Source organism: Ruegeria sp. CDSC068 (assembly GCF_059610545.1).
Genome location: NZ_JBXWNV010000011.1, coordinates 40,905 through 67,206, shown reverse-complemented (window position 1 = coordinate 67,206; position 26,302 = coordinate 40,905). Strand labels below are relative to the sequence as shown.

Genomic DNA, 26,302 nt, shown 5'->3' with positions numbered 1-26,302 from the left:
GTAGTAATCACCGGCCAACAAAAAAAGCGCGCCGTTGTCGGCGCGCTTTGATAATTCGGATCAGACCGTGGCTTTCAGCGCATCGGCCAGATCGGTCCGTTCCCAGCTAAAACCGCCATCCGCCTCGGGTTCGCGGCCAAAGTGGCCGTAAGCCGCCGTGCGCTGATAGATAGGCTTGTTCATCTGCAGGTGCTGCCGGATACCGCGCGGGGTTAGATCCATGACCTGACCAACAGCCTTTTCGATTTCTGCGTCCGGGATTTCACCAGTGCCGTGAGTGTCGGCATAGATAGACAGCGGCTTGGACACACCAATCGCATAGCTTAGCTGGATCGTGCAGCGTTCTGCCATTCCGGCGGCCACAACATTCTTGGCTAGGTAACGCGCGGCATACGCGGCCGAACGGTCCACCTTGGTCGGGTCCTTACCCGAGAACGCGCCGCCGCCGTGCGGGGCTGCGCCACCATAAGTGTCTACGATGATCTTGCGCCCGGTCAGACCTGCGTCACCATCCGGGCCACCGATCACGAATTTGCCAGTGGGGTTCACGTGCCACTCGGTTTCGTCGCTCAGCCACCCTTCGGGCAGAGATTCACGAATGTAAGGTTCGACAATCGCGCGGATGTCGGCCGAGCTCAACGCTTCGTCCAGGTGTTGTGTCGACAACACGATCGAGCTGACACCGACTGGCTTTCCGTCACGGTAAACGACCGACAATTGAGATTTTGCGTCAGGACCCAGCGCGGGCTCGCTGCCATTCTTGCGCACTTCGGCAAGACGGCGCAGGATCGCGTGAGAATACTGGATTGGTGCCGGCATCAGCGCAGGCGTTTCCGTGGTCGCATAACCGAACATGATGCCCTGGTCACCGGCACCTTCGTCCTTGTCTGCGGCGGCATCAACACCTTGGGCGATATGTGCGGACTGTTCGTGCAGCAGGTTCGTTACCTCGACGGTTTCGTGGTGGAACTTGTCCTGCTCGTATCCGATGTCTTTGATGCAGGCGCGCGCAATCTCGTCGATGCGGCCCATGTAGTCGTGCAGCTTTTCCTGATCAGACAGACCTACTTCGCCACCGATGACGACCCGGTCAGTCGTAGCAAAGGTTTCGCACGCCACGCGCGCTTCGGGTTCTTCATTCAGAAATGCGTCAAGCACGGCATCAGAAATCCGGTCACAAACCTTATCCGGATGCCCTTCGGAAACGGACTCCGAAGTAAATGTGTAGTTCTGTCGGGACATGAAAGTGCTCCATTAAGGTTTTCCCATCACGCCAGGAAGCCGTTGTGATGAGCATGCAAGGGGATACGCACCATGAAACACAGCGTCAATCCGAAATTACCGTTGTTGTCTTCTCGCGTTGCGTGAAAGCAGCGCATAGAGCGCCAACAGCGCGACGAAGACCGGTGCATCACCCAGCCGGGCGTACACTGTCGGAGCCAGCCCGTTGGGCAATGTCGCATCGACAAAACCGGCCTGCCCCAACGGCAAAGCTTCTGTAACCCGACCCAGCGGGTCAATCATCGCCGACACTCCGGTATTTGCCGACCGCATCATTGGCAACCCTTGCTCGATGGCGCGCATTTGCGCCTGAGCCAGGTGCTGGTAAGGTCCCGAGCGCGTACCGAACCAAGCGTCATTGGTGATCTGCAGCAGAAAATCGGCACGACCCGGTGCAGACAAGACGTCCTGAGTGAAAACCGCCTCATAGCAAATAAGCGGCAAGGCTTTCCCCAGCTTGCCAGCTCCCATCAGCGAAGCCCCCGGTCCGGCGCTAAAGCCATTACCGGTGGTGGCAGCCATTCCGTAAATTCCGAACTGAGCCAAGATGTCACCAAATGGGACATATTCGCCAAAGGGCGCCAGATGATGCTTGTCATAAAGCCCCTGCTGCCGGCCATCTTCATCCAGATAGATCATCGAATTGTAAATGCGCGGGCCGTCCCCTCTCTGAATACCCAGAAATACGGGCGTCCCCTGCGCGGCATCGGCGATTGCGGTCAGATAAGGCTGCGCACTGCCCAGCCATGCAGGAACCGAGGTTTCCGGCCAGACAATCAAATCCGGTCGCGGGGCCGCCGCCGTAAACTCTAGTTGTCGGGCAAAAAACAGCGGGGCGTAATCCGGATCCCATTTCTGATGCTGGGGTGCATTTGGTTGAATGAGGCGGACAACATTGTCAGTGTCCGTAACAACCGGGCGCGACATGGCATAAATCAATGCGAAACACGCGGTTCCAACGGTCAGGACTGACGGAACCACATAGCCATCGCGCCGCGACAGCGCGGCCCCGAGCGGCAAAGTCGCCAGCAAAGTCACCGCGCCCAGCCCATATGGCCCGAACAGAGACAATAGCTGCGCGACCTGTGTATTCACCCAGACCTGCGCCAGCCCCGCCCAGGGAAACCCCGTCAGGACATACCCTCGGGCAAATTCCAGCAGTGAGATTGAAATCGCCAGAAACACGGCCTGTGATACGCCATCGCTGTCGGGACGCCGCACCAGCCAAAAGGCAAGCCCCCAAAACAGAGCGAGGCCGCCTGCCATGAATGTCAGGGCAAAAGGCGCCATCCATCCGTGACGCTGGACATCAACAAGGAACGGCTCGACAATCCAACTGAGTGCATGCGCGAAATATCCGGTCGCAAAGGCCCAGCCCAACCACGCCGCCTTCACCCGCGTCTCAGTCGTAAGAAACAGAGGCGACAGCAGGACCAATGCGATCATTGTTGCCGGCCAAATGCCGAACGGAGCAAGCCCAAACGCCGCGATCGCGCCCAGCAGAGCTGCGGATATTAACCGCAACCAAAACGGCCAGCCCTGTGCAGGGTTCATTCAACGCGATCCGGCAACATGACACGCAGACGTTTGATCCGGCGCGGGTCGGCGTCAATCACCTCGAACTCGGGACCTTCGGGATGCAACACGACCTCGCCCCGTGCTGGGACGCGACCAGACAGCATGAAGACCAATCCGCCCAAGGTGTCGATTTCTTCCTCGTCCACGTCCTCGTGACTTGTCAGAGAACGCCCTATCTCGGCCTCAAATTCCTCCAAGGGGACGCGGGCTTGCACGACATAGTAGCCGGGCTTTTCCTGTATCCAAAGCTGGCCTTCGTCGGCATCGTGCTCATCCGCAATCTCACCGACCACCTGTTCGATCAGATCCTCGATCGACACCAGACCATCAACACCGCCGTATTCGTCAATCACCAGCGCCATATGGCGGCGTTCGGTCTGCATCTTCGTCAACAACACGCCAATAGGCATCGACGGCGGCACAAACAGCAAAGTGCGCAGCATCGAGACCAGATCAAACTCTGAACCCGTGCCATTAAATCCGTGCGTAAGCGCAAAATCCTTGAGGTGCACAAACCCCAAAGGCGTATCAAGCGTTCCCTCGTAGACGGGGATCCGGGACAGGCCGCTGTCGCGGAAAACCTGGGCCAGCTCATCCTTGCTGATTGTCGAGGGCACAGACACGATTTCCGCCGTCGGAATAGCCACATCTTCGACCCGCATTCGCCGCAGATTGATCATGCCGCGAGGCTGAACCATGTCGACCTCATGTCCATTGGTCGCGCTGACCTCTTCGTCGCTCTGCGGCGAGAACGCGTCCACTATTCGAGAAAAGAAGCCAGCATTTTTGCTGGCATTTTCACCGCTGTCCTTCGGTTGCGCGCTCTGCGCCGCCATAGAACTGCCGTCTGTATCGCCCATAATCCTGTTCCAAATGATCGGCCAATGCGGCCACTATTACATACTATATGGGTCATCTATACCCATTTTGCCAAGTATCTCGACTTCGACCTCTTCCATCAAAGTGGCGTCGGGGTCACGGATGTGGTCATAGCCCAGCAAGTGTAACACTCCGTGAATGATCAGATGCGTGACGTGATCGTCCATAGTTGTGTTGGCGTCGGCCGCTTCGCGTGCGCAAGTATCAAAGGAAATCGCAATGTCGCCTAGCGCGATTTCGCCCGTAAAGTCTGGCGCGGGTCGGGCAGGTCTCTGCCCCGCTTCGTCAGCGGTCAGCTCTTCGGCTGGCCAACTCAGCACATTGGTCGGAGTGGGCTTTTCCCTAAATTCCGCGTTCAGATCAGCAATTCGCGCATCATCGCAGGCCAGCAGGCTGACTTCGCACAGCTCGGCGTCCAGATCGCAAAAGTCCAAAACAGCCTTTATCGCGCGCGCAGCCAACGGTTCAAGCTGTTGCCAGCGCGCATCTTCGATCGTCACTTCCAGGTTCATCTCACCGTGTCCAAAGCCCTGTGTCCGCAACCGGGACGACTATGCTTTCTCGCGGCCCGAGTCGGCCTCATACGCTTCGATAATGGCGGCCACAAGCGGGTGGCGCACAACATCCTTGGACGTGAAGTAGTTGAAGCTGATGTTTGGTATCGTATTCAACAAACGCTCGGCATCGGCCAGCCCTGACTGAACACCGCGCGGCAGGTCAACCTGAGAGCGGTCACCGGTGATCACCATTCGGCTTCCTTCACCCAGACGCGTCAGGAACATTTTCATCTGCATGGTCGTGGCGTTCTGAGCTTCATCCAGCACAACAAACGCGTTCGCCAGCGTACGTCCTCGCATGAAGGCCAGCGGCGCAATTTCGATTCGCTTTTCTTCGATCAGCTTGGCCAGCTGCTTTCCGGGAAGAAAGTCATTCAATGCGTCGTAAAGCGGCTGCATGTAAGGATCGACCTTGTCTTTCATGTCACCGGGCAGATAGCCCAGCTTTTCGCCAGCTTCGACTGCAGGCCGGCTGAGAATGATCCGATCAACATGGCCTCCGATAAACATCGACACGCCAGCGGCCACGGCAAGATAGGTCTTACCTGTACCGGCAGGGCCAATTCCAAAGGCCAGTTCGTTCTGGAACAGCGACTGGACATAAGCCTTTTGCGCATCCGTGCGCGGCTCGACCAGTTTCTTGCGCGTCTTGATTTCGACCGTGCCGCCTCTGAACATCTCAAGCTGATCACCGTCGCGGCTGCCGGTTCCCGTCTCCGAGCCACCCATCCGCAACTCGCGGTCCACATCGGCCGCTTCGACGTCACGTCCGCCTTCCAGGCGTGTGTACAGCGCCTGCAAAACCTCGATGGCTTGCTTCTGGGCGTCTTCGTCACCCATAACGGCCAGCTGATTCCCGCGGCGCACAATTTGAACAGATAGCTTTTGCTCAATATCTGTCAGATTGCGGTCATATTCCCCGCACAGGTCTATTAACAATCGGTTGTCTGGAAACTCAACAAACGCTTCGCGCTGAGGCATTTCATCTTGCGGTGGGTTTAGGGCACCGATGGCCAATCCGCTCTCCTGTCTTGGCGTTTCACCTTGAGCGTAGACAGGAAGTCTTAGTGGGCGCAAGCCACAGTTTCATTTTTTCCGCCCAAATGGCAAAACCGCCAATGCGCCCGGCCCGTGCGCGGCACCTGTTGGCGCCGCTGTTTTAGTCGGCGTGTCAGAACCGATAGTTCAAACCCAGCTTCAGTCCGCGATATTTTGGTGTCGATCTGGTTGAGGTTCCATTGCCGAAATCCACGTTTTCAGCGCTGAACTGAACGTATTCCAACTCACCCGTGATCGACCAGTGTTCGGTCAGGTTATGTTCGGCTCCGATGCTGGCGGTAAAGCCGCTGCGTCGGCCGCCACTTTCGAAGAATTGAGAGCCCCCCTGGACGGCCTGTCTGCTTGTTGTGTTGATGTCGCCATTCACATATCCAGCCGACACAAAATACAACACTGTACCGCTTTTATTGGTCAGGCCATTGCGCAGCCGAATCGAGAACACGTCCGATATTTCGGACCCGCCCGTGACCGTCTGGCCGTTGATCTGGTTGGAGGCGTCATCGCTAAGCGAGCCGAACTCGTACCCAAGCTCAAACCCGTAAACATAGTCGCGCCCGCCGCGCGCAGGTAAAACACCGCGCCACCCGGCACGCACGCCACCCAACGAACCGCTCAGGTCCAGGTCGCCTACTTCCGAGGTTCCGCCGGGTCCAGTCAGTCCAAATCGATCGTCGCCCCCGAAAGCGTACGCGCCCGTAGCACCCAGATAAAAAGCGCTGACGTCACTGCCGAACCGTTTTGGGTTGACGACAGGAGGGTCAGAGAGACCTTGATCCAGATTGCCTGCAGCGGTCACGCCGGGAAGCACCGAAACAGCGATCGCGGTTGTAAGGGCGGATCTCAACAGCCGCCCAGAAAAACGTTTCAAAGTCTTCACTCGTACCCTTTCCATTCACCGACCTGCCCATCCCGTCGGCAAGAGATGAGGTTTCCCAAAGGCACAAAACACTCGACCCCTAAGCAACCTGATTTTTCTCGGAACATAATTCCGAGTAATAAATCAAGGGTAAATTTGGAATTAACAAATCCGTATGGTTTCCAAAATCCAAATAACGGACGCGTTAGCGCAACGCACCCGCCAGTGAATTTGCGCCCGATGACATGATCCGGACATCGCGCAATTCGCCCACCGCAACATCAGCGTCAGATACGTGAACCGAATGAAGATACTCGGATTTTCCGACCATCTGACCTGGCAGACGACCCGGTTTTTCAAACAGAACTTTCACGTCCCGACCAACCATCGCGTCCTGAATCTCGCGCTGGTGACGGGTAATCAACCCCTGAAGCCGCTGCAGACGGTCATCCGCAGCCTTGGGATCAACCTGAGACCGCTCAGCCGCCGGTGTTCCGGGGCGGGTCGAATATTTGAACGAATACGCATATCCGTATTTGACCTCTTCCACCAAATCCATGGTGGCCTGAAAATCCTCTTCGGTCTCTTCAGGGAAGCCGACGATGAAGTCGCCGGACATCACGATATCCGGGCGCGCGGCGCGAATGCGCTCGATCAGGCGCAGATAGCTCTCGGCGGTGTGGCTGCGGTTCATTCGCTTAAGAATGCGATCCGAACCCGACTGAACCGGCAGATGCAGATAAGGCATCAGCTTGTCGCACGTCCCGTGCGCCTCGATCAGGTCGTCGGCCATGTCGTTCGGATGCGAAGTGGTGAACCGGATCCGCTCCAGCCCGTCGACCTTGTTCAGCTCCCAGATCAGACCGGCCAGCGTCATGTCACCATTCGGACCAGCGCCGTGATAGGCGTTGACGTTCTGCCCCAGCAGAGTGATTTCGCGCACCCCGCGTTCGACCAGATCGTTCGCCTCGCGCAGGATACGATCGGCGGGACGGCTGACTTCGGCACCGCGCGTATACGGCACCACGCAGAAGGCACAGAACTTGTCGCAGCCTTCCTGCACCGTCAGAAATGCGGTCGGTCCGCGTTTTGCCTTGGGGCGGTTTTTTAGTTTTTCGAATTTGTCTTCTTCGGGGAATTCCGTGTCCAGCGCCTTGGCACCGGTGCGCGTCTTCGCCTCCATCTCGGGCAGGCGGTGATAGCTTTGCGGACCGACAACAAGGTCAACAATCGGCTGGCGGCGCATAATCTCTTCGCCTTCTGCCTGTGCAACACATCCAGCAACACCGATCTTGAGGTCGGGCTTTTCGGTCTTCAAACCTTTGAACCGGCCAAGCTCGGAATAGATTTTTTCCGCAGCTTTTTCCCGAATATGGCAGGTGTTCAGCAGGATCATATCCGCATCATCGGGGCTCTTGGTTTCCACGTAACCCTGACCGCCCAGCGTTTCCGCCATACGCTCGCTGTCGTATACGTTCATCTGGCAACCATAGGTCTTGATGTACAGCTTTTTGGGTTCTGACATGAAAACGGCCTTTGCATTCGCGGGATCGGCGTCGTCTATACCCTACGAACGCCGCTTGCAATGGCGACGCGATTACCCGATTTTGACCCGAAACTCCAGCAAGGCGGCAGCGGACAGGCAATGCAATACGAATCTCTCGACTCTTTCCTGCAAACGGGCAAGTCCGCTTTGGCAAAGGGACCCCTCGCGTTGGTTTTTGTCGAAGATGACGTTGAAACTGATAGCACTATCCGTCACCATCTGAATCTGGGCTTCAAGTCCCTGATCGTTTTCATGCCGCAGGAGTTTGCGCTGGACCCCGAGCTTGAGGACCGAGTTCACCGCGTCTCTCTCAGCTGCGTCCCGCGCACCGTCGTGTTTGAGACGATCAACAGGATCATTCAGGCGGCGCCAAGTTTGTGGATGTATTACTGCTTCAACGCCGAGTACCTCTTTTTTCCCTTTTGCGAGACGCGCACAATCGGTGAAATGCTGGCGTTTCACACCGAAGAACGCCGCGACTCGATGCTGAGCCATGTTATCGATCTTTATGCCGAGGATCTGAACGAATTCCCGAACGGCGTCGCACCTGAACACGCGATGATGGATCGCACCGGGTATTTCGCCCAGGCGCGGCTGGATTCGATAAAGCACCCGAAGGAGCGCCAGCTGGATATGTCTGGTGGTTTGCGATGGCGGTTCGAAGAACACGTTCCCGCTCAAAGCCGCCGAATTGATCGGATCGCCCTATTCAAATCCAAGCAAGGATTGTCATTGCGGCCGGATCACACGTTCAACGACGAAGAATACAACACGTATTCCTGCCCGTGGCACCACAACCTAACGGCTGCGGTGTGTTCGTTCCGGGCAGCCAAAGCCTTGAAAACCAACGCAGGATCTACTTTCGACATTCCGACATTCCGCTGGCGCAATTCGATTCCGTTCGAATGGTCGTCAAATCAGTTGCTTGAGATGGGGTTGATCGAAACGGGCCAGTGGTTCTGACCCGCCTCAATGACCTATCCGGTGTCTGATCACCGCCGCAGCAACATCGGAAACCAATCCTCGCGCAAGCGCTGGCCCGGAACCATGTCATGCCCCGGAAACGGCGGCGATGTCCGGCCTGGCCGCTCGACATATCGCGCATCGTCACCAACCAGACGCAGTGAAAACGCGCGGCGGCGGCTGTCGGATTGATTTCCTCGCGCACCGTGAAGCGTGCGATAGTTGAAAGCAACCGCGTCGCCCGGATCCATCTCAAACTCGACAACCCGCATCCCTTCGGCATCCGGGTCCGGGGCCGGGATGTACTGGCCTTCGTCGGGAAAGAACCCATCTTCCGACACCCAGCGAGTCGGCAAGACCTCTTTCTCCCACCGGTGCGAGCCTGCCACACAGCGCAGTGTGGCTTGCGTGACCGGATCAAGCGGCGACCAAAAGCTGATCGTTTGCTGCCCTTCAACAAAGTAATAGGGCCCATCCTGATGCCACGGCGTCGCCATCGAGGTTCCGGGCTCTTTGACCAAAACGTGGTCGTGGAACATCTGCACTGTATCCGACTGCATCAAATCTGCTGCGACTTCTGCCGCCGGGGATTCGTGAATTACCGTCTGAAATTGTTCAATGCGCGACCAATTGCAATAATCGTCGAAAAACCGACCCGTCTGGCCTTTTTTCTTGTTCTCGGATGCATAAGGTCCGGGATCCGCCATATTCGCTGCCACCCCTTCGCGGAGGGCCTCAATGTGATCGGCAAATAGCCCTTTGATCAGGACCACGCCGTCCCGTTGATAGGTGTCGATCATTTCGTGAGTAACCAGGGGGTGCGTCATGTCTGTCTCCGTGCCGGTGGTACGACGATCTGCACATGGATGACCCCTCTGTTCAAATAATATCTTTCTAAGGTAGATTTAATTTCATGTTATATATTTCACTTCGCCAATACGAATATGTCTGTGCTATCGGCCGCTTCGGCAGCTTGTCTGCCGCCGCGCAGCAGCTGAACGTGTCACAACCGGCACTGTCCACCGCTCTGACGCGCGTCGAATCGCATCTTGGCCATCCGCTATTTTCGCGAAAACGCGGGGCCGCGCTGGCGCTGACCCCGCAAGGACGCAGATTTATCGAAGACGCGGAAAACTTGCTGACCAATGCGGCCCGGCTTGAGAAAGCGGATCAAGTCAGTGCAACCAGGGCACAGTTGCGATTGGGGTGTTTCGTGGATTTGGCCCCGTTTTTGCTGGCCAAGGCGCTGCGCCCACTGCGCATGACACTGCCGGATTTGACCGTTTCGTACAAGGTAGACGGGTTCGAAGGGCTAATTACCGACCTGATCGACGGGCGCATAGATTTGGCGCTGACTTACGGCCTGAGCATGGATGCCGGATTTCAACAGCAGACCCTTTTCCCAAGCAGACCAAACGCCATCATGGCCCCGGACCACCCATTGGTGCGCGCGCCGTCTGTTTCGCTGAGCGAGCTGGCCGCCCATCCGCTGATCCTGTCAAACGAAGGCCTCTCATCACAGCACGTGCTTGGACTGTTTCGGCAGATCGGATTGCGACCTTCAGTGGCACACCGGGCGGCAACGCTGGAAATCCAACGCAGTCTTGCCGCGCATCACGAGGGGGTTGCGATCAGCTATGCCACCTCGCCCTCGGACCTCAGCTATGACGGAATGCCCCTGGTCAGTCGTCGAATCCTGGATGACATCGCTGCGGAACCTGTGGTTCTGGCCCGTCATGGCACCGGCCCTACAGAGCCACACATCGCGCAGGCGGAACAGATTCTGATGGAGTTTTTGGCCTGAGTTATTTTTTCCGCAGACGGATCACCACATCGACCGACGCGATCTCAACGCCCTCGGGCGCTTCGGGCAGGCGTTGAATCACCAATTGATCCGACGGCGCATCGCTCAGGCGGCTTTCGTCTTCCCAGAAAAAGTGCGGATGATCGTGGGTATTGGTATCGAAATAGCTTTTCGAACCATCAACCGTAATCTCCTGCAGAACTCCGGCATCACAAAACGCGCGCAGCGTGTTGTAGACCGTTGCCAGAGATACCGCGTCCCCATTCTTTTTGGCCGCCTCAAACAGGCTTTCGGCAGTGACGTGCCGATGGCGTCCATCGCCGACTAAAAGCTCGGCCAAAGCGACACGCTGGCGCGTTGGGCGCAGCCCCGCGTCAACCAACCAATCTGTAGCTCTGTTCTGGCTCTGAGGTGTCATCAATCCGAAACCCAATTGTTGCTGAACCATATATAGGTGCTGTGTTCGGGTAATTTCAAATGAAATTCATTCGCAAAGAATGCCGTCTGCACAACAGGATGTGACGTGCTGCTCTTGCAGGACCTTGCATACGGGTGCTAGACGAGGCCAGATATAACGAACGGACCCCTGGCAGGAGAGGCGGCAGAATGGCCCAATTCCCGAGCAGCTTTGACAAGGACGATCTGCTGAAATGCGCCCGTGGCGAATTATTCGGCCCGGGCAATGCGCAATTGCCTGCACCTCCGATGCTGATGATGGATCGGATCACCGACATCTCGGCCGATGGTGGCGCGCATGGCAAAGGCCATATTCTGGCTGAATTCGACATCACCCCTGACCTGTGGTTCTTTGATTGCCACTTCCCCGGCAACCCGATCATGCCCGGCTGTCTGGGGCTGGATGGCCTGTGGCAGCTGACCGGTTTCAACCTGGGCTGGCGTGGCTGGCAGGGACGCGGCATGGCCGTAGGTGTCGGCGAGGTCAAGCTGACCGGCATGGTCCGCCCCGACCGCAAGATGCTGACCTACAAGATCGACTTCAAAAAAGCGATCCAGACCCGCCGTCTGACCATGGGTGTGGCGGATGGTATCGTCGAAGCGGACGGTGAAATGATTTACGATGTCAAAGACATGAAAGTCGTTCTGTCCGAAGCCTGAGCCTGACCGGCCCGAAATAAGGAGCACGCACATGCGTCGAGTAGTTGTCACCGGTTTGGGGGTTGTGTCCTCCATCGGGAACAATGCCCAGGAAGTAATGGCCTCTCTCAAGGCCGGAAAGTCCGGCATCGAGGCCAACGAGCAGATGGTCGAACACGGCTTTCGCAGCCAAATCGCCGGAACGCTCAAGATTGATCCGGCTGAGCATGTAGACAAGCGTACCCTTCGCTTCATGGGTCCCGGTGCAGCATACGCACATATCGCCATGAACCAGGCAATCGCCGACGCGGGCCTGACCGAAGACCAGGTCGTGAACCCGCGCACCGGTTTGGTGGCCGGTTCCGGCGGTCCGTCAACCAGCGCGATGCTGACAGCGCATCAGACAGTCCTGAAAACTGGTGCGACTAAGCGTATCGGCCCGTTCGCCGTGCCAAAATGCATGTGTTCGACGATTTCGGCCAACCTTGCGACCGCGTTCAAGATCAAGGGTATCAACTACTCGATCACCTCGGCTTGCTCGACCTCGCTGCATTGCATCGGCAACGCAGCCGAACAGATCATGCTCGGCAAACAGGACGTGATGTTCGCTGGCGGTGGAGAAGAGCTGGACTGGACACTGTCCTGCCTGTTCGACGCGATGGGCGCGATGTCGTCGAAATACAATGACACGCCGGACAAAGCCTCGCGTGCGTTTGACCAGGACCGTGATGGATTCGTCATCTCGGGCGGTGGCGGGATCGTCGTTCTAGAGGATCTGGAACACGCGTTGGCCCGCGGCGCAAAGATTTATGCCGAAGTGACCGGGTATGCGGCCACGTCTGATGGCCACGACATGGTGGCTCCGTCCGGTGAAGGTGGCGAGCGCGCGATGCGTCTGGCTCTGTCGACCATGCCCGAAGGGCGCAAAGTCGGCTATATCAACGCCCACGGCACCTCGACCCCGGTCGGAGATGTAGGCGAAGTTGAAGCTGTGCGCCGCATCTTTGGCGAAGGCAATGTGCCCCCGATTTCATCGACCAAGTCGATGACCGGACACGCACAGGGCGCCGCAGGCGCGCTTGAGGCGATCTTCTGCCTGCTGATGCTGGAAAATGATTTTATTACGCCGTCGATCAATGTCGACACGCTTGCCGAAGGCATCTTGCCCGGTGAAATTGCAACTCAAGTAGTTGAAAACGCAGGATTGGACAGTGTGATGACCAACAGCTTCGGCTTTGGCGGCACCAACGGCTCCATGATTCTGTCGAAGTATAACGGGTGAATGTAATGTCGGATCTTCTAAAAGGTAAACGCGGCCTGATCATGGGCGTGGCCAATGACCGCTCGATCGCGTGGGGCATTGCCAAAGCCATGCATGAGGCCGGTGCTGAACTGGCATTCACCTATCAGGGCGAAGCCTTCGGAAAGCGTCTTGAACCGTTGGCGCAAAGCCTGGGCAGTGATTTCATGGTGGACGCGGACGTCACGGATGACGCCTCACTGGATCGCGCATTCGAAGAGCTTGGCGCGCGCTGGCCCACCATCGACTTCGTGGTTCATGCCATTGCCTATTCGGACAAATCCGAACTGACAGGGCGTTTTCTGAACACAACGCGGGCCAACTTCAAACACTCGATGGATGTTTCCGCCTATTCCTTCATCGAGGTTGCGCGCCGCGCCTATCCGCTGATGCAAGAGAATGGCGGGACGCTGCTGACCCTGACGTATCAGGGATCGAACAAGGTTGTTCCGAACTATAACGTCATGGGTGTGGCCAAGGCCGCGCTGGAATCGGCGACCCGCTATCTGGCCAACGATCTGGGCCCGGAAGGCATTCGCGTCAACGCGATCTCTCCCGGCCCGATGAAGACACTGGCCGGTGCAGCAATCGGCGGTGCCCGCAAGACCTACAAATTCTGCGATCAGAACGCGCCCATGCGCTCGAACGCAACGCTCGAGGCTGTTGGCGGCACGGCCGTTTACCTCACTTCAGATGCCGGAGCATGCACGTCGGGTGAGATCATCCGCGTTGATGGTGGCTTCCACGTTTTGGGTATGCCGCAGCCCGATCACATGTGACCCGATCTTTCCCTGCCGGTGCCAAGATTTCACCATCTTTCACGGGCAGGGATATCGGCATGAGCAAAGCCGAACATATCCTTTCCAGCAACACTCGCAGCATCCGGTCGCGCCGCAGATCCGGATTTCTGGGCACGCGTGGCATTGTCGCGTTATTGGCCCTGACCACCCTATTGTTGTTTGTGTTTTTCACACAGCCGCAGATGCGGGAAACCGTCAAAGCCTGGATCAGCCTCATAACAGGCTGATCCGACTCGTTTCCTAGATCAGTTGATCGAAACGACCTCGATATCAAATATCAGATCCTGGCCGGCCAATGGATGGTTGGCATCCAGCGTGACGGTTGCTTCATCGACCTCTACCACCGTTACCGGAACGGCCTGTCCGTCCGGCGTTTGCATCTGCAATTGGGTGCCGGGATCCAGCGGAATATCGTCCGGAATGCCTTCGCGCGGGATTTGCTGGCGCGCCGCGGGGTTGATCGGGCCATAGGCGTCCACGCAGGCGATCTCGACCCGCTTTTTGTCGCCAATGTTCAAACCCGGCATCGCCGAATCCAAACCCGGGATAATCTGGCCCGTACCAACGACGAATTCCAGTGGGTCACGTCCTTCGGAACTGTCAAAGACGTTTCCGTCCAACAGCGTTCCTGTGTAGTGGATGCGAACCGTGTCGCCTTGTTTGATTTCGGTCATATTGGTCTCCGGCCTCTTTTGGGGTTTAGCGGCCAAGCCTAGGAGGTAACACGACATTGTAAACCCCGGCCTCTTTCATGCCCGTTATTGTTGTGCAAACCTGCGCCGGACGATCAGGAGGGGACCGGATGCCAATCACAACCTGCATTTTCGATGCGTATGGAACGCTGTTTGATGTGGCCGCCGCCGCGCGGCAAGCAGCCAGAGAGCCGGGCTTTGAGAAACTGCAACAAAAGTGGCCCGAACTGGCCAATCATTGGCGACTGAAGCAACTGCAATACACTTGGCTGCGCGCGGTCACGGACGCGCACGCGGATTTCTGGGATGTCACTCAGGATGGACTCGACTGGGCGCTTGAGGCGACTGAGCTGCACGGCGACGCCACCCTGCGGCAGCGGTTGCTGGATCTCTACTGGGAATTGCAGGCTTACCCGGAAGTTCCGGAAATGCTGCGCGCATTGAAATCGGGTGGATTGCAAACAGCGATTTTGTCGAACGGTTCACCTCCGATGCTGGACGGCGCGGTCCAGTCTGCGGGTATCGGAGAAGTTTTGGACGATGTGTTGTCGGTGGAAAGCGTCGGCGTGTTCAAACCGGACTCGCGTGTCTATGACCTTGTGCAAGAGCGTTTCGGCTGCGCCCGTGACGAGGTGCTGTTCGTCAGTTCAAACGGCTGGGACGCGGCTGGTGCCAGCGGGTATGGCTTTGTAACCGCCTGGGTCAATCGCGCCGGGGAGCCGATGGACCGCTTGCCATGGAAACCTGCGCATGTACTGTCCGAACTAACGACGATTCCGCAACTGGCTGGACTTTAATGGTATTTTTCACTTCGTCAGATAACAGGCGTCTTTTTTTCGAGGACACTGGCTCTGGTGCACCTGTCCTTTGCCTTGCTGGGTTGACCCGCAACAGCAAGGATTTTTCGTTCCTCACGCCGCATCTGGGCGACATGCGGGTAATTGCGATGGATTACCGTGGTCGCGGACGCTCGGACCATGACCCGGACTTCATGAACTACAACGTCGTTCGCGAATCTCAAGACGCGATCGAGTTGCTGGACCATCTTGGTTTGGACCGTGTGAATGTCATAGGCACCTCGCGTGGGGGACTGATTGCCATGGCGCTTGCCGCCAGCCATCACGAACGGCTGTTGGGTGTTGTCCTGAACGATGTCGGCCCGGTGCTGGAACCATCGGGTATCGCCAAGATCATGGAATTTGTCGGCAAGCAGCCCGTTTCCAAAACACATGATTTGGCGGCTCGGGCGTTGCAGCACGTCTTGGGGCCCCAATTTCCCGGCGTGTCACTAGCGCGTTGGCGGCAGCAGGCGGAAGTCCAATTCGACGAAACGCCTGATGGTCTGACCCTCAGCTATGATCCTGCACTGCGTACAGCGCTTCTGGAACAGGCCGCTGCAGGGCCCGCCCCTGATCTGTGGCCCCTGTTTGAAGCACTGCAGAGCATTCCAACCGGCGTCATTCGCGGCGCAAATTCGGATATTTTGGGCAAAGACACGCTGACCGAAATGCACAACCGCCACCCTGATCTTATATCAGCAGAAATACCCGACCGTGGTCATCCCCCGTTTCTGGATGAACCACAGTCGGTAGAACTCATTCGCAAGGTACTGGTCACCGCATGAGCACACTAGAAATGATCGAGGCCGCCGCCGAGCGCCTTAGAGGGCATGTTCGCGAGACACCGATTCTAACCTCGCCGTTTCTGGACGAAATCGCTGGCCGCCGCGTGCTGGTGAAACCCGAATGCCTGCAACACACCGGCAGCTTCAAGTTTCGCGGCGCTTGGTCGGCCATTTCGGCGCTCAGCGACGCGCAACGACAACGCGGCGTGATTGCCTATTCTTCGGGCAATCACGCGCAGGGCGTGGCCTTTGCTGCAGCTCAGCATGGGATTTCATCGGTCATTGTCATGCCCTCTGACGCACCGCAGCTAAAGATCAACAACACCCGCGCGCTGGGGGGAGAGGTCGTTCTGTATGACCGCGCGAACGAAAGCCGCGAAGAAATTGGCGAGGCACTGGCGTCCCAACGCAGTCTGACCCTGATCCGGCCTTACGACGAACCTCAGGTCATCGCAGGTCAAGGCACCGTCGGGCTGGAACTGGCGCGGCAGACGGCCGATTTGGGTATCGAGAAGGCGGATGTTCTGGTGTGCTGCGGCGGCGGCGGGTTGACCTCGGGCATTGCGCTGGCGCTGGAAGGCCACGCGCCGGGGCTGCGAGCCCGCCCGTGCGAGCCCCAGGGGTTCGACGACGTCAAACGGTCTTTGGCAACAGGGCATATTCAAAGCAACAACGCTGCATCGGGCAACATTTGCGATGCGATCCTGACGCCGGAACCGGGCCAGATCACCTTTCCGATTCTGAAAAGGCTGTGCGGTCCGGGCCTGTCGGTGTCCGAGGAAGACGCGCTGCGCGCCATGGCGCATGCGTTTTTGCGCCTCAAGATCGTGCTGGAACCAGGCGGAGCGGTGTCGCTGGCCTCGGCCCTGTATCGCGCGGACGAAATCGAAGGCGATGCAGTGATCGTTGTGGCATCGGGCGGCAACGCCGACCCCGAAGTCTTTGGAAAAGCGCTGGAATACCTGACCTGACAAGCCGTTTGGGCTGAGGCAACCTTACTATCGTGCGTATGACGCCAGGGGATTGAGTCGTGCAAATTGCAGACATTGGAAACGTGCAAATCCACTATCGGATCGATGGTGATCCAGACGGCGCGCCGATTGTGTTTGCCAATTCATTGGGAACCGACCTGCGGCTGTGGGACGATTTGCTGCTGCACCTGCCTGCCGGGCTGCGTATCATCCGATTTGACAAGCGCGGGCACGGCCTGTCCTCTCAACCCCCGGCACCTTATTCGATGGGTGCCCTCGTGCGCGATACGGAAGGTCTGCTTGATTTCCTGAAGGTGCGCGATTGCGTGTTTGTCGGCCTGTCGATCGGCGGACTGATCGGACAAGGGCTGGCCGTCAAACGTCTGGATCAGGTCCGCGCCTTGGTGCTGTCCAACACCGCAGCCAAGATCGGCATCCCTTCGATCTGGCAGGACCGCATGGACGCGGTACAAAAGGGCGGGATCGAGGCCCTGGCTGATGCAACCATGGAGCGCTGGTTTTCCAAGGCATTCCGCGCATCGCCCGAGCATCTGCTTTGGCGCAACATGATGGTGCGCCAGCCAGTGGATGGCTATCTGGGCTGCTGCGCGGCAATCTCTGGCACAGACTTCTACACCCCCACCAGTGGCCTACGCCTGCCGACCCTTGGCATCGCCGGCAGCGAGGACGGATCGACCCCACCGGATCTTGTGCGGGAAACCGTTGACTTGATCCCCGGCTCTCGGTTCGAGCTGATGCGACGCGCTGGGCACTTGCCTTGTGTGGAACAGCCGGCAGAATACGCGGCATTGCTGCACAGCTTTCTGACCGAAATCGGACATGTTTGAAGGAGCCTTGGTTTGGCCGATCTTCTATTAGTCCATGGGTCCTGCCACGGTGCCTGGTGTTGGCGCGACCTTATCCCGGCGTTGGAAGCGCTGGGGCACGAGGTACGCGCCATTGACCTGCCCAGCCACGGATCGGATCCGACGCCTGTTGCCGATGTGACGTTGGACAGCTGTCGGGACACGATTTTGGATGCGACCTCGCCCAATACAATCATTGTCGGTCATTCCTGGGGTGGCTACCCGATCAGTGCCGCGGCTGAAGCCACGCCGGAGGCCATGCGCGCCCTTGTCTACCTTGCCGCCTACGTCCCGCAGGATGGCCTGTCGATGGTAGAAATGCGCAGACGAGCACCCCGGCAGACAATCCATGATGCCGTCGAAAAATCAACCGACGGTCAGTCGTACATGTTTAAGCCGGACAAAATGCACGATCTGTTCTATCATGACTGCCCACCCAAAACGGTGCCGTACGCGTTTGCACGCTTGTGCCCTCAAGCCATCGCACCACAGGACACCCCCCTGTCCCTGAGCGACAAATTCGACCGGGTTCCTAAGGCTTATATTCGGACAACCAAGGACCGGACAATTCCGACTGAATACCAGGAACAGATGAGCCATAAAGCACCCGAAGCTATGCGGCATACGATTGCCACGTCGCATTCCCCGTTTTTTGCGCAACCCCAAAAACTCGCTGATTTGTTGGACAAAATCGCAAAAAACCTGCCAGGGTCACAAGTCTGAGCACATCCCTTTCAACCCGCATCGTCTGCGGATAAGGTCCGCCCAAATTATCATCCTTGCGGTTCAAATGCGCCTTCCCTTTTTCTTCGTCCTTCTCACGGTCATGATCGACGCCATGGGCATCGGCCTTGTCCTGCCTATCATGCCGGAACTGATCGTCGAAGTTCAGGGCGGCACATTGGCGACAGCTGCGATCTGGGGTGGCATCCTCAGCACCGCGTTTGCCGCCATGCAATTTGTGTTCGGACCGGTTCTGGGTAACCTTTCGGATGCTTACGGGCGACGGGTGGTATTGCTGGTCTCGCTGTTCGTCATGTCACTGGACTATGTTGTCATGGCGCTTGCGGGCAGCATCTGGTTGCTGTTGGCCGGACGCATCGTCGGAGGCATTACGGCTGCCACGCATGCAACGGCGGCGGCCTTCATGGCGGATGTGTCGAAACCCCACGAAAAGGCTGCAAACTTTGGTCTATTGGGCGCAGCATTTGGCGTCGGGTTTGTCTTTGGCCCGGTACTAGGTGGGCTGCTGAGCGAATATGGCACACGTGCACCATTTTGGGCTGCGGCGGGCTTGTCTGCACTGGCCTTCGTCATCGGTGTATGTGTCATGCCCGAGACGGTCACCGACAAGACGCGCCGGGCCTTCAGCCTGAGGCGGGCAAACCCAGTGAACTCGTTGCGCGCGATTGCCGCGTTGCCCGGGATCCGGCCGATGCTGTGGGTCTATCTCCTGTACTCAATATCGATCTATGTCTACCCGGCAATTTGGGCGTATTTCACAACCGAACGGTTCGGCTGGTCACCACAAATGATCGGCCTGTCACTAGGCGTCTACGGGATCGGCATGGCGGCCGTTCAGGGCGGCCTGATCCGTCCCGCAACCAAGTATTTGGGGGAACGCGTCACAATCATCTACGGCATGGGGTTCGAGCTGTTTAGCTTTTTTCTTCTGGCCTTCCTGACCAATGGGATCATTGCCTTGATGCTGATCCCGATCACCGCCATCGGAGCGGTTGTGACCCCTGCCCTGCAGGCCCTGATGTCGCGCAAGACGCCCGACTCGCAACAGGGTGAACTGCAGGGTGTACTGACATCCTTGCACGCTTTGTCGATGGTCATCGCACCGTTGCTCATGACGAGCGTGTTCGCTCAGTTCATCAAGCCCGACGCGGCGATCTACTTGCCAGGCGCACCATTCCTCTTGGCATTCGTCATGATGGTGATCTGTCTTCTTGTGTTTTCCCGTTCACGTGGGGTCATGGCATAACTACGACATCCCTTTGACGGATTCCGCCTTGCAGCGTCCCCATAAGCGCGCCACCGTAGCGCAAAGCGAGAGAGGGACAGCATGCAAACCATCAAAGCCGCCGTTTGCCGGGCGTTCGGTGAACCTCTGGTCATCGAAGATATTCAGATCGCGCCGCCCAAGCCAGATGAGGTCGAGGTGACACTGGATGCGGTGGCAATTTGCCATTCGGACATTTCATTTGCCGGTGGTGCGTGGGGCGGGCATCTTCCTGCCGTCTACGGGCACGAAGCTGCGGGCATTATCACTGCGGTCGGCGACTCGGCAGGTGTGTTTCAGGTTGGGGACCCGGTTGTCGTTACCCTGATCCGGGCATGTGGCTCGTGCCCCTCTTGCGCGGGGGGGAAACCAACTGTCTGCGAAACGCCTTATGATAAGGTCAACGGGCCGTTGCGCACAGCAGATGGCGGACCACTGGAGCAGGCAATGGCCTGCGGAGCATTTGCAGAAAAGGTTGTGGTCAGCCACCGGCAAATTGTCAAAATACCACAGTCGATGCCCAAAGACGTCGCCAGCCTGCTGTCCTGCGGAGTGATCACGGGCGTCGGCGCCGCCGTCAACGCCGCCGGGTTGCGGCCCGGACAGGACGTGGTGGTGATCGGTGCCGGAGGTGTCGGGCTGAACGCAATTCAGGGCGCCCGCATCGCCGGTGCACGCCGTATTGTGGCCGTGGACATGACCGAAGAGAAGCTGACCATTGCCAAGGAATTCGGCGCGACCCACGGCGTTTTAGCCGATCAGAAAGCGCCCTGGAAGGCCGCCTACAAGGCGCTTGGGGGTCGCGGCGCAGATGCCGTTTTGATCACCGTCGGCGCGATTCCTGCCTACGACCAAGCCCCTCGTTTCTTGGGTCCGGGTGGTAAGGCGGTAATGATCGGGATGCCGCACTCCGGGGATATGGCAAGCTACGAGCCGGTAGTTCTGGCCGCGCTGGGTCAGGGTTTGATCGGATCAAAAATGGGCGATGTTGTCATCCAGCGGGATATTCCGTGGATGATCGACCTTTATGATCAGGGACGCCTGAAACTGGATGAACTGATCTCGGGCCGGTGGTCGCTGTCGCAGATCAACGAAGCGATCGAGGACACCAAAACCGGATCCGCCAAGCGTAACGTGATCGTTTTCGACAGGGATTAACCCGGCAGGGCAGGAGACCACCTGATGAAGCTGCAAGACCTCGACATCATTGTCACCGCCCCTCCTGCGCCCGGATGGGGCGGGCGGTATTGGATTCTGGTCAAAGTCACGACCGATACTGGGATCACGGGCTGGGGTGAATGTTATGCATCCTCAGTTGGCCCCGAGGCGATGCGCCATGTCATTCGGGACGTGTTTGAACGGCACATGCTGGGCGAGAACCCCGAAAACATCGAGCTGATGTTCCGCCGCGCCTACTCCAGCGGATTTACACAGCGTCCCGATCTGACGGTGATGGGGGCTTTTTCCGGATTGGAAATCGCGTGTTGGGATATTCTGGGCAAAGATCGCGATCGCCCGGTCTACGCCTTGCTGGGCGGATTGGTGAACGAACGCATAAGGGCCTACACCTATCTGTATCCCCTGCCCCAACATAATCTGAACGATTTCTGGACGTCGCCTGAACAAGCGGGCGAATGTGCCGCCGAAATGGTCCGGCGCGGGTTCACAGCCGTCAAGTTCGACCCCGCCGGGCCTTACACTGTTCGGGGCGGGCACATGCCTGCGATGTCCGATATCTCGATGTCTGTTGCGTTCTGCAAAGCAATCCGAGAGGCCGTGGGCGACAAAGCCGATCTGCTGTTCGGCACCCACGGGCAATTCAACACCGCGGGCGCAATCCGGTTGGGTCAGGCGCTTGAACCCTATTCACCGCTTTGGTTCGAAGAACCGACACCTCCGGACATGATTGAAGATATGGCTCGTGTCGCGCGGAACGTTCGGATCCCGGTCGCAACCGGTGAACGCATGACGACCAAGGCCGAATTCTCTGCCGTTTTGCGGGCTGGGGCGGCGGAGATCCTGCAACCCGCGCTGGGGCGTGCCGGCGGAATTTGGGAGATGAAGAAAGTCGCGGCCATCGCCGAAGTGTTCAACGCCCAGATGGCCCCACACCTATACGCCGGTCCGATTGAATGGGCCGCGAATATCCATCTGGCCGCGTCCATCCCCAACCTGCTGCTGCTTGAGACCATAGACACGCCGTTTCACGATCAACTCATCAACGGCTCATTGCAGGTTGAGGCCGGATTTGTCCCCGCGCCGACCGCACCGGGCCTTGGCATCGAGGTGAACGAAGACCTTGCACGGGCGCACCCTTTTAACGGTGATGGCCTGCATCTGCAGATGCAGGAAGAGCCCTGTGATTACGTGAACGGAAACGCCTTTCAAGGTGGTGCCCCTGCAACCGAGGGGTGACAACCCAATAGGTCTTGGGGCACATTGACCCAACCCATAGGTGTTAAACAGGCCACGCGTGACACTCGAAGACGAACAAACCGAACAAACCGAAGCTGCGCTATCTGAAATGAAAGAAAGCGCGGCTCGGGCCTCTGCGTTTCTAAAAACGCTCGCGCATGAGGGTCGGTTGATGATTTTGTGCCATCTGGCCGACGGCGAAAAATCCGTGGGTGAATTGGAGGCCTTGTTGCGTATCCGTCAGGCTGCGGTCAGTCAGATGCTGGCGCGTCTGCGCGCTGAAAACATTGTTGCAACGCGCAGGGACGGAAAATCCATCTATTACTCGCTGAACAACGACGGCGCGGCGCAGGTGATCGCTGTACTTTACGACATGTTCTGCAGCCCCGAAAGCGAATAACCCTTAGTTCGATACATAGCCCGCGATCACCTGCAACAGTTTGAACGCGGTTGCGGCGTCGTTTTCGACCACGGCCAGGAATTCCTCTTCACCAATACGCAGGCACGACAGTTCCGTCTCGGCGATCATGCTCAGCGCTCGAGGTTCCTTGCGGATCAGGCCCAACTCTCCGACCAGGGCACCGGGGCCGACCGTGGCAATCAACTGATCCACTCCGTCAGTTTGCGGAAGGTACAACCCGGCCTCCCCGTCCAGCACCACATAGGCACCGTCGGTTGGCTGATCGTCTTTAAGGAAAACAACCTCTCCTGCTTTGGCATCGAACCAGCGCGCGCCAAAGGCCAGCAGGCGCAGCTGTCGGCGGTCCAGCCCGGAAAACAGCGGTGTCTGTTCCAGCGCGCGCAGCTTGCGCGAGAGGTCAGCCGAGGCGGCACTGTCTTCTTCCACGTCCGCAGGTCCTTCATCCGAGACGACCCGACCTTGCCTGATTTCCACATACATGTCGAACACGCTCGGGTTTTCGAACTGGTCGTTCAGGTAGATCACCGTGGTATCCGGCAGCAGAGCGCGTAGATTTTTGTACACGGCCACTTTCGAGGCCATGTCATAACTGGCCAACGCGTCCTCAAGAATCAGAATATCCGGTTTCTTGATCGTCGCGCGCGTAAAAGACAGAGGTTCAGCAAAGACCGCTGGCAGGTTTTGACCACCCAGCGCCACCGGCACGTCATAGATCAGCTCAACCACCAACGGGCGCGCACCGTTTTCGCTCAATACATCCACGATCAGTTTGCGCGCCTCGTCCGAACGGGCGCCGCCGATCTGACTGACCTTTCCAAACAGGGCGTTCTCAAGAACTGTCAATCCGGGCGCGAATTTTGATTTGTCCAAGGGCACAAATACATCCAGCAACCGCTCCAGCAGCTTTTCGGAATGGCTATGTCGCAGCTCAAGGATGCGGTCCTTGAGGTCGTCGGTGAAGGCTGGTCCGATCTGTTCCGCCGAAATCACAAACGGAACGGCCAGCAGGTTTGCCAACTGTTCATCATTCAGCCCCGATACGCCCTCGTTCCGGGTCTTTTCGACAAGCTCGACCGCAGCCTCGTACGTTTGCGCCTCTAGTCCCAGTTTGCGAAACAGCGGGTGATCGGTGCCGTCCAGGCCGAAAATCTGGCGCAGCATCTCAATCACATCGCGTGTCAGGCTCACCAGTGTCTCGTCCAAACCAAATTCGCGCAACTGCTCAAGGAACACGGTCTGCTGCGCCAAAAGCTCTTGTGTGACGGGGACTTTGGGGGTGGCGAACAACAAGTTCTCCGCAACCGGCAAGGCAGGGTTATAGCGATTGCGGTCAAAGATCAGGGCCTGTTGCTCTAGCCCTGTTGCTTTCACCGCATCCTGAACCAAAGGTCGCAGTTCGACCAGTTTGTCGGCCAGCTCGGGATGCTCGGCGGCATCGAAGACCTGTTCGGCCCCGCGCAAAAACAGCGCCGCGCCGGAACCCATCCCGTCAATCAGTTTCAACCACCAGTCGCGCACCTCTTCAGCGCTGTCTAATCCCGCAGTCGTCGGGTCCAGCCAGTTTGCCTTGAAGGGGTCCGGGCTATTGCCGGCCCGCAACGTCTCATCATATCCGGGGTCGTTTGTTTCGGATGTCTGTGGCTTGAACCGCATCGGCATCATGACGTTGTCGCCCAGCGTACCCTGGAACATTACGGGTCGTGACGAAGCATACCCAATACGGGCGGCCACAACGCTTTGATGCAGCTCTGACAAACGGATTTCACCGATCCGAACCCGGCCCGAGCTGGGCAGAATTTCCCGCGTCAGCAACTCTGCCATAGCGCGGCGATCTTCTTCGCTGGGGGCCGCGATCCCGATGATTTTCCCGCTGGGAAAGGACAGGTCCAAATCATCCAGAACCTGGTTACCGTCCATATCGCGGACCGAGACATGGTCGAGCACGATGTCACCGTTCAGCCTTGGTGTGGCCTCGGGTTCGCCATCGAACAGTTTTTCGTCATGCATTCCGGAAGGTGCAAACCGTTCCGTCACCACGTCCCAGCGCAGCGACATGTCCTGTGTCTGGTTATAATAGGTCAGCAGTTCCTTCCACGGTGAGCTGAGATCCTTATACGCAGCCAGGGCCGCAACCAGCGCACCAAGCGAAACCGACCCCTGCAGGACCAGAAGACCGCCAACCAAATAGAACAGGAACGGTGTCATCTGCGAGATGAAGTTGTTTATGAATTTCATAAAGAACTTCTTCTGGTAGATCTCGAACCGGATACCAAAAAGGCGCCCCAGCTGCTCAGACACCATCGCCCGGCGGTATCGCCACCCACCATTGGCACGCAACGTAGACGCGCCCGCCGCGTTCTCGCCGATTTGGGCGGCCAGCAGGCGAACCTCCTGAATGCGTTTTTTGTTCAGAAGGTTGATCTGACGCTGCAGTTTCGGAATCAGCCAGGCTTGCAGAGGGATCAGCGCGACTGCCGCCAGCCCAAACCAGAAGCTTTGCAGAAAAAGGAAGGACAGGATGGTGATCATCTGACCCGCCTGCAAAACCGGTTGGCTGATCGCGTCCCCCATGAGCCCGCCCATCGGCTCGCTTTCGGCGGTGACCATCGACACCAGCTCACCTTGGCTGACGCGTTCGAAATAGGGTTGCGGGAAACGCAACGCGCGGCTGATCAGCACGTACCGGAAGCGGCGCAACATACGCTCGCTCAGCACGCCTTTCATTGTGTTGATGCGCATTTTCATCAGGCCATGCGCCAGCACCGCGATCAGAAACGCGATACACAGAATGATGAGGAATGTCGTCTGAGGCAGGCTATAACCCCAGACATCTACAACCGGGCTGGCCGCGCCAATCGCATCGTTGATGATGCGCTTGGGCAATTCGAGCGTCAGATAAAGTAGTGGAAACAACGTCGAGGTCACGGCCAGCAGAATCAACTGGTCGCGTTTCGAGTATTTCCAAATAAACTGGAAAATTGAACGTTCTATGGAACCTGCCCCTACTAAGGATCACCGAAACGATCTTGACGAAAGTGTCGTAAACCCAACACTCTGAATTTACCTTAGTCCAGCCAAAAGAGGCAAATAGTTTCCAATCTGATCAGTTAATTGCCGAGTGTGAACAAGTTCATTTGCGCAACCACAGATTAGTGCCTAGACTCTGTCTGGGACGATATCGGGAGGACTCATTTGACTGCCAGTATAGGCGCAGTGCTATTGATGCTCTGCTTGTTGCAGATCAAACATATGTTTGCGGATTTTTTTCTCCAGACTCCGAAAATGTTGGCAGGGCGCGGTGAGTATTTTCACGTGGGCCGTGCGCAGCATGCGGGCGTGCATGTCATCGGGTCAGTGATTGTCTTTTTAATTTTTGGCGCGCCGTGGTCGTTTATTTTGATCATTGCTGCACTGGAATGGATTGTTCACTTCAATATTGATTTCGCCAAAGCCAGCTATTCGGACAAAAAACAACTGATGCCGACGCAAGCCGCGTTTTGGCGGGCTGCGGGTCTGGACCAGTGCCTGCACAACCTGACATACATCGCCATGGTTTGGGCCTGGGCTGAATTCGCGACCTGATCAGC

General features: G+C 57.6%; 27 protein-coding genes and 1 riboswitch. Of the genes, 16 read left to right on the top strand and 11 right to left on the bottom strand.

The window, feature by feature from the left end; all coding sequences use genetic code 11:
• Positions 1-60: 60 nt before the first annotated feature.
• The 7 genes from metK to miaB form a co-directional block, all read right to left on the bottom strand.
• Positions 61-1,242, bottom strand: coding sequence for a methionine adenosyltransferase (gene metK / locus AC2FID_RS19365; RefSeq protein ID WP_496838260.1), 1,182 nt, complete (start codon positions 1,240-1,242; stop codon positions 61-63).
• A 5-nt stretch (positions 1,243-1,247) separates the two neighbouring features.
• A riboswitch (SAM-SAH riboswitch) is annotated at positions 1,248-1,296 on the bottom strand.
• Between the two features lie 42 nt (positions 1,297-1,338).
• Positions 1,339-2,835: an apolipoprotein N-acyltransferase gene (lnt, locus tag AC2FID_RS19360; protein ID WP_496838259.1), complete on the bottom strand. Its 1,497-nt coding sequence runs from the start codon at positions 2,833-2,835 to the stop codon at positions 1,339-1,341.
• Positions 2,832-3,719, bottom strand: coding sequence for a hemolysin family protein (locus tag AC2FID_RS19355; RefSeq protein WP_108860955.1), 888 nt, complete (start codon positions 3,717-3,719; stop codon positions 2,832-2,834). Before AC2FID_RS19355 ends, lnt begins: the two co-directional genes overlap by 4 nt.
• 36 nt (positions 3,720-3,755) lie before the next feature.
• On the bottom strand, positions 3,756-4,250 hold the full coding sequence (gene ybeY, locus AC2FID_RS19350; RefSeq protein ID WP_282170742.1) for an rRNA maturation RNase YbeY: 495 nt from the start codon (positions 4,248-4,250) through the stop codon (positions 3,756-3,758).
• Positions 4,251-4,289: 39 nt separating this feature from the next.
• Positions 4,290-5,312 (bottom strand): PhoH family protein, encoded by a 1,023-nt coding sequence (locus tag AC2FID_RS19345; protein ID WP_058273235.1) that lies wholly within the window; start codon positions 5,310-5,312, stop codon positions 4,290-4,292.
• A 154-nt stretch (positions 5,313-5,466) separates the two neighbouring features.
• Positions 5,467-6,222: an outer membrane protein gene (locus AC2FID_RS19340; RefSeq protein ID WP_496838258.1), complete on the bottom strand. Its 756-nt coding sequence runs from the start codon at positions 6,220-6,222 to the stop codon at positions 5,467-5,469.
• A 193-nt stretch (positions 6,223-6,415) separates the two neighbouring features.
• Positions 6,416-7,735 (bottom strand): tRNA (N6-isopentenyl adenosine(37)-C2)-methylthiotransferase MiaB, encoded by a 1,320-nt coding sequence (miaB, locus tag AC2FID_RS19335; RefSeq protein ID WP_058273157.1) that lies wholly within the window; start codon positions 7,733-7,735, stop codon positions 6,416-6,418.
• Between the two features lie 120 nt (positions 7,736-7,855).
• Here miaB and AC2FID_RS19330 point away from each other — a divergent pair, with 120 nt between their 5' ends.
• Complete coding sequence (locus AC2FID_RS19330) at positions 7,856-8,719, top strand: hypothetical protein (RefSeq protein WP_496838256.1); 864 nt, start codon at positions 7,856-7,858, stop codon at positions 8,717-8,719.
• A 29-nt stretch (positions 8,720-8,748) separates the two neighbouring features.
• On the opposite strand, the gene AC2FID_RS19325 is transcribed toward AC2FID_RS19330, so the two are convergent.
• A complete protein-coding gene (locus tag AC2FID_RS19325) occupies positions 8,749-9,546 on the bottom strand; it encodes a phytanoyl-CoA dioxygenase family protein (protein ID WP_496838254.1) in 798 nt (265 codons plus the stop codon).
• Between the two features lie 86 nt (positions 9,547-9,632).
• On the opposite strand from AC2FID_RS19325, the gene AC2FID_RS19320 reads away from it, so the two are divergent.
• Positions 9,633-10,523, top strand: coding sequence for a LysR family transcriptional regulator (locus tag AC2FID_RS19320; RefSeq protein WP_496838252.1), 891 nt, complete (start codon positions 9,633-9,635; stop codon positions 10,521-10,523).
• Position 10,524: 1 nt separating this feature from the next.
• Here AC2FID_RS19320 and irrA read toward each other — a convergent pair whose 3' ends face one another.
• Positions 10,525-10,941, bottom strand: a complete 417-nt coding sequence (gene irrA / locus AC2FID_RS19315; RefSeq protein ID WP_058273233.1) for an iron response transcriptional regulator IrrA — start codon at positions 10,939-10,941, stop codon at positions 10,525-10,527.
• Between the two features lie 188 nt (positions 10,942-11,129).
• Here irrA and fabA point away from each other — a divergent pair, with 188 nt between their 5' ends.
• The 4 genes from fabA to AC2FID_RS19295 are packed head-to-tail and all read left to right on the top strand — an operon-like array spanning position 11,130 to position 13,945.
• Complete coding sequence (fabA, locus tag AC2FID_RS19310) at positions 11,130-11,639, top strand: bifunctional 3-hydroxydecanoyl-ACP dehydratase/trans-2-decenoyl-ACP isomerase (protein WP_058279458.1); 510 nt, start codon at positions 11,130-11,132, stop codon at positions 11,637-11,639.
• Positions 11,640-11,670: 31 nt separating this feature from the next.
• Positions 11,671-12,900 carry a beta-ketoacyl-ACP synthase I gene (gene fabB, locus AC2FID_RS19305; RefSeq protein WP_282170737.1) on the top strand — a complete coding sequence of 410 codons (1,230 nt, stop codon included), beginning with the start codon at positions 11,671-11,673 and terminating at the stop codon, positions 12,898-12,900.
• A 5-nt stretch (positions 12,901-12,905) separates the two neighbouring features.
• Entirely contained in the window at positions 12,906-13,697 is a 792-nt protein-coding gene (locus tag AC2FID_RS19300) for an enoyl-ACP reductase FabI (RefSeq protein WP_282120727.1), read from the top strand.
• Between the two features lie 59 nt (positions 13,698-13,756).
• Positions 13,757-13,945 carry a hypothetical protein gene (locus AC2FID_RS19295; protein WP_058273151.1) on the top strand — a complete coding sequence of 63 codons (189 nt, stop codon included), beginning with the start codon at positions 13,757-13,759 and terminating at the stop codon, positions 13,943-13,945.
• An 18-nt stretch (positions 13,946-13,963) separates the two neighbouring features.
• Here the strand turns inward: AC2FID_RS19295 and AC2FID_RS19290 are convergent, their stop codons facing one another.
• On the bottom strand, positions 13,964-14,392 hold the full coding sequence (locus tag AC2FID_RS19290) for an FKBP-type peptidyl-prolyl cis-trans isomerase (protein WP_058273150.1): 429 nt from the start codon (positions 14,390-14,392) through the stop codon (positions 13,964-13,966).
• Between the two features lie 128 nt (positions 14,393-14,520).
• Between AC2FID_RS19290 and AC2FID_RS19285 the strand changes: the two genes are divergently transcribed.
• The 9 genes from AC2FID_RS19285 to AC2FID_RS19245 all read left to right on the top strand — a co-directional run bounded on the left by AC2FID_RS19285 (position 14,521) and on the right by AC2FID_RS19245 (position 22,694).
• Positions 14,521-15,207: a haloacid dehalogenase type II gene (locus AC2FID_RS19285; RefSeq protein ID WP_496838250.1), complete on the top strand. Its 687-nt coding sequence runs from the start codon at positions 14,521-14,523 to the stop codon at positions 15,205-15,207.
• Positions 15,207-16,034: an alpha/beta fold hydrolase gene (locus tag AC2FID_RS19280; protein WP_496838248.1), complete on the top strand. Its 828-nt coding sequence runs from the start codon at positions 15,207-15,209 to the stop codon at positions 16,032-16,034. Before AC2FID_RS19285 ends, AC2FID_RS19280 begins: the two co-directional genes overlap by 1 nt.
• A complete protein-coding gene (locus tag AC2FID_RS19275) occupies positions 16,031-17,005 on the top strand; it encodes a threonine ammonia-lyase (protein WP_496838246.1) in 975 nt (324 codons plus the stop codon). The genes AC2FID_RS19280 and AC2FID_RS19275 overlap by 4 nt, the downstream gene beginning before the upstream one ends.
• A gap of 59 nt (positions 17,006-17,064) precedes the next feature.
• Positions 17,065-17,853, top strand: a complete 789-nt coding sequence (gene pcaD / locus AC2FID_RS19270; RefSeq protein ID WP_496757636.1) for a 3-oxoadipate enol-lactonase — start codon at positions 17,065-17,067, stop codon at positions 17,851-17,853.
• 12 nt (positions 17,854-17,865) lie between these two features.
• The gene (locus AC2FID_RS19265; protein WP_496838244.1) at positions 17,866-18,594 is read left to right on the top strand and encodes an alpha/beta fold hydrolase; all 729 of its coding nucleotides are present in this window, start codon (positions 17,866-17,868) and stop codon (positions 18,592-18,594) included.
• A 67-nt stretch (positions 18,595-18,661) separates the two neighbouring features.
• A complete protein-coding gene (locus tag AC2FID_RS19260) occupies positions 18,662-19,861 on the top strand; it encodes a TCR/Tet family MFS transporter (protein ID WP_058273145.1) in 1,200 nt (399 codons plus the stop codon).
• 81 nt (positions 19,862-19,942) lie between these two features.
• The gene (locus tag AC2FID_RS19255; RefSeq protein ID WP_496838242.1) at positions 19,943-21,037 is read left to right on the top strand and encodes a Zn-dependent alcohol dehydrogenase; all 1,095 of its coding nucleotides are present in this window, start codon (positions 19,943-19,945) and stop codon (positions 21,035-21,037) included.
• A 24-nt stretch (positions 21,038-21,061) separates the two neighbouring features.
• Entirely contained in the window at positions 21,062-22,294 is a 1,233-nt protein-coding gene (locus AC2FID_RS19250) for a mandelate racemase/muconate lactonizing enzyme family protein (RefSeq protein WP_496838240.1), read from the top strand.
• A gap of 109 nt (positions 22,295-22,403) precedes the next feature.
• Entirely contained in the window at positions 22,404-22,694 is a 291-nt protein-coding gene (locus AC2FID_RS19245) for an ArsR/SmtB family transcription factor (protein WP_282170800.1), read from the top strand.
• A 3-nt stretch (positions 22,695-22,697) separates the two neighbouring features.
• Here AC2FID_RS19245 and AC2FID_RS19240 read toward each other — a convergent pair whose 3' ends face one another.
• Positions 22,698-25,694, bottom strand: a complete 2,997-nt coding sequence (locus tag AC2FID_RS19240) for a cyclic nucleotide-binding domain-containing protein (protein WP_496838332.1) — start codon at positions 25,692-25,694, stop codon at positions 22,698-22,700.
• A gap of 243 nt (positions 25,695-25,937) precedes the next feature.
• Here AC2FID_RS19240 and AC2FID_RS19235 point away from each other — a divergent pair, with 243 nt between their 5' ends.
• Positions 25,938-26,297: a DUF3307 domain-containing protein gene (locus AC2FID_RS19235; RefSeq protein WP_370737425.1), complete on the top strand. Its 360-nt coding sequence runs from the start codon at positions 25,938-25,940 to the stop codon at positions 26,295-26,297.
• Positions 26,298-26,302 lie beyond the last annotated feature (5 nt).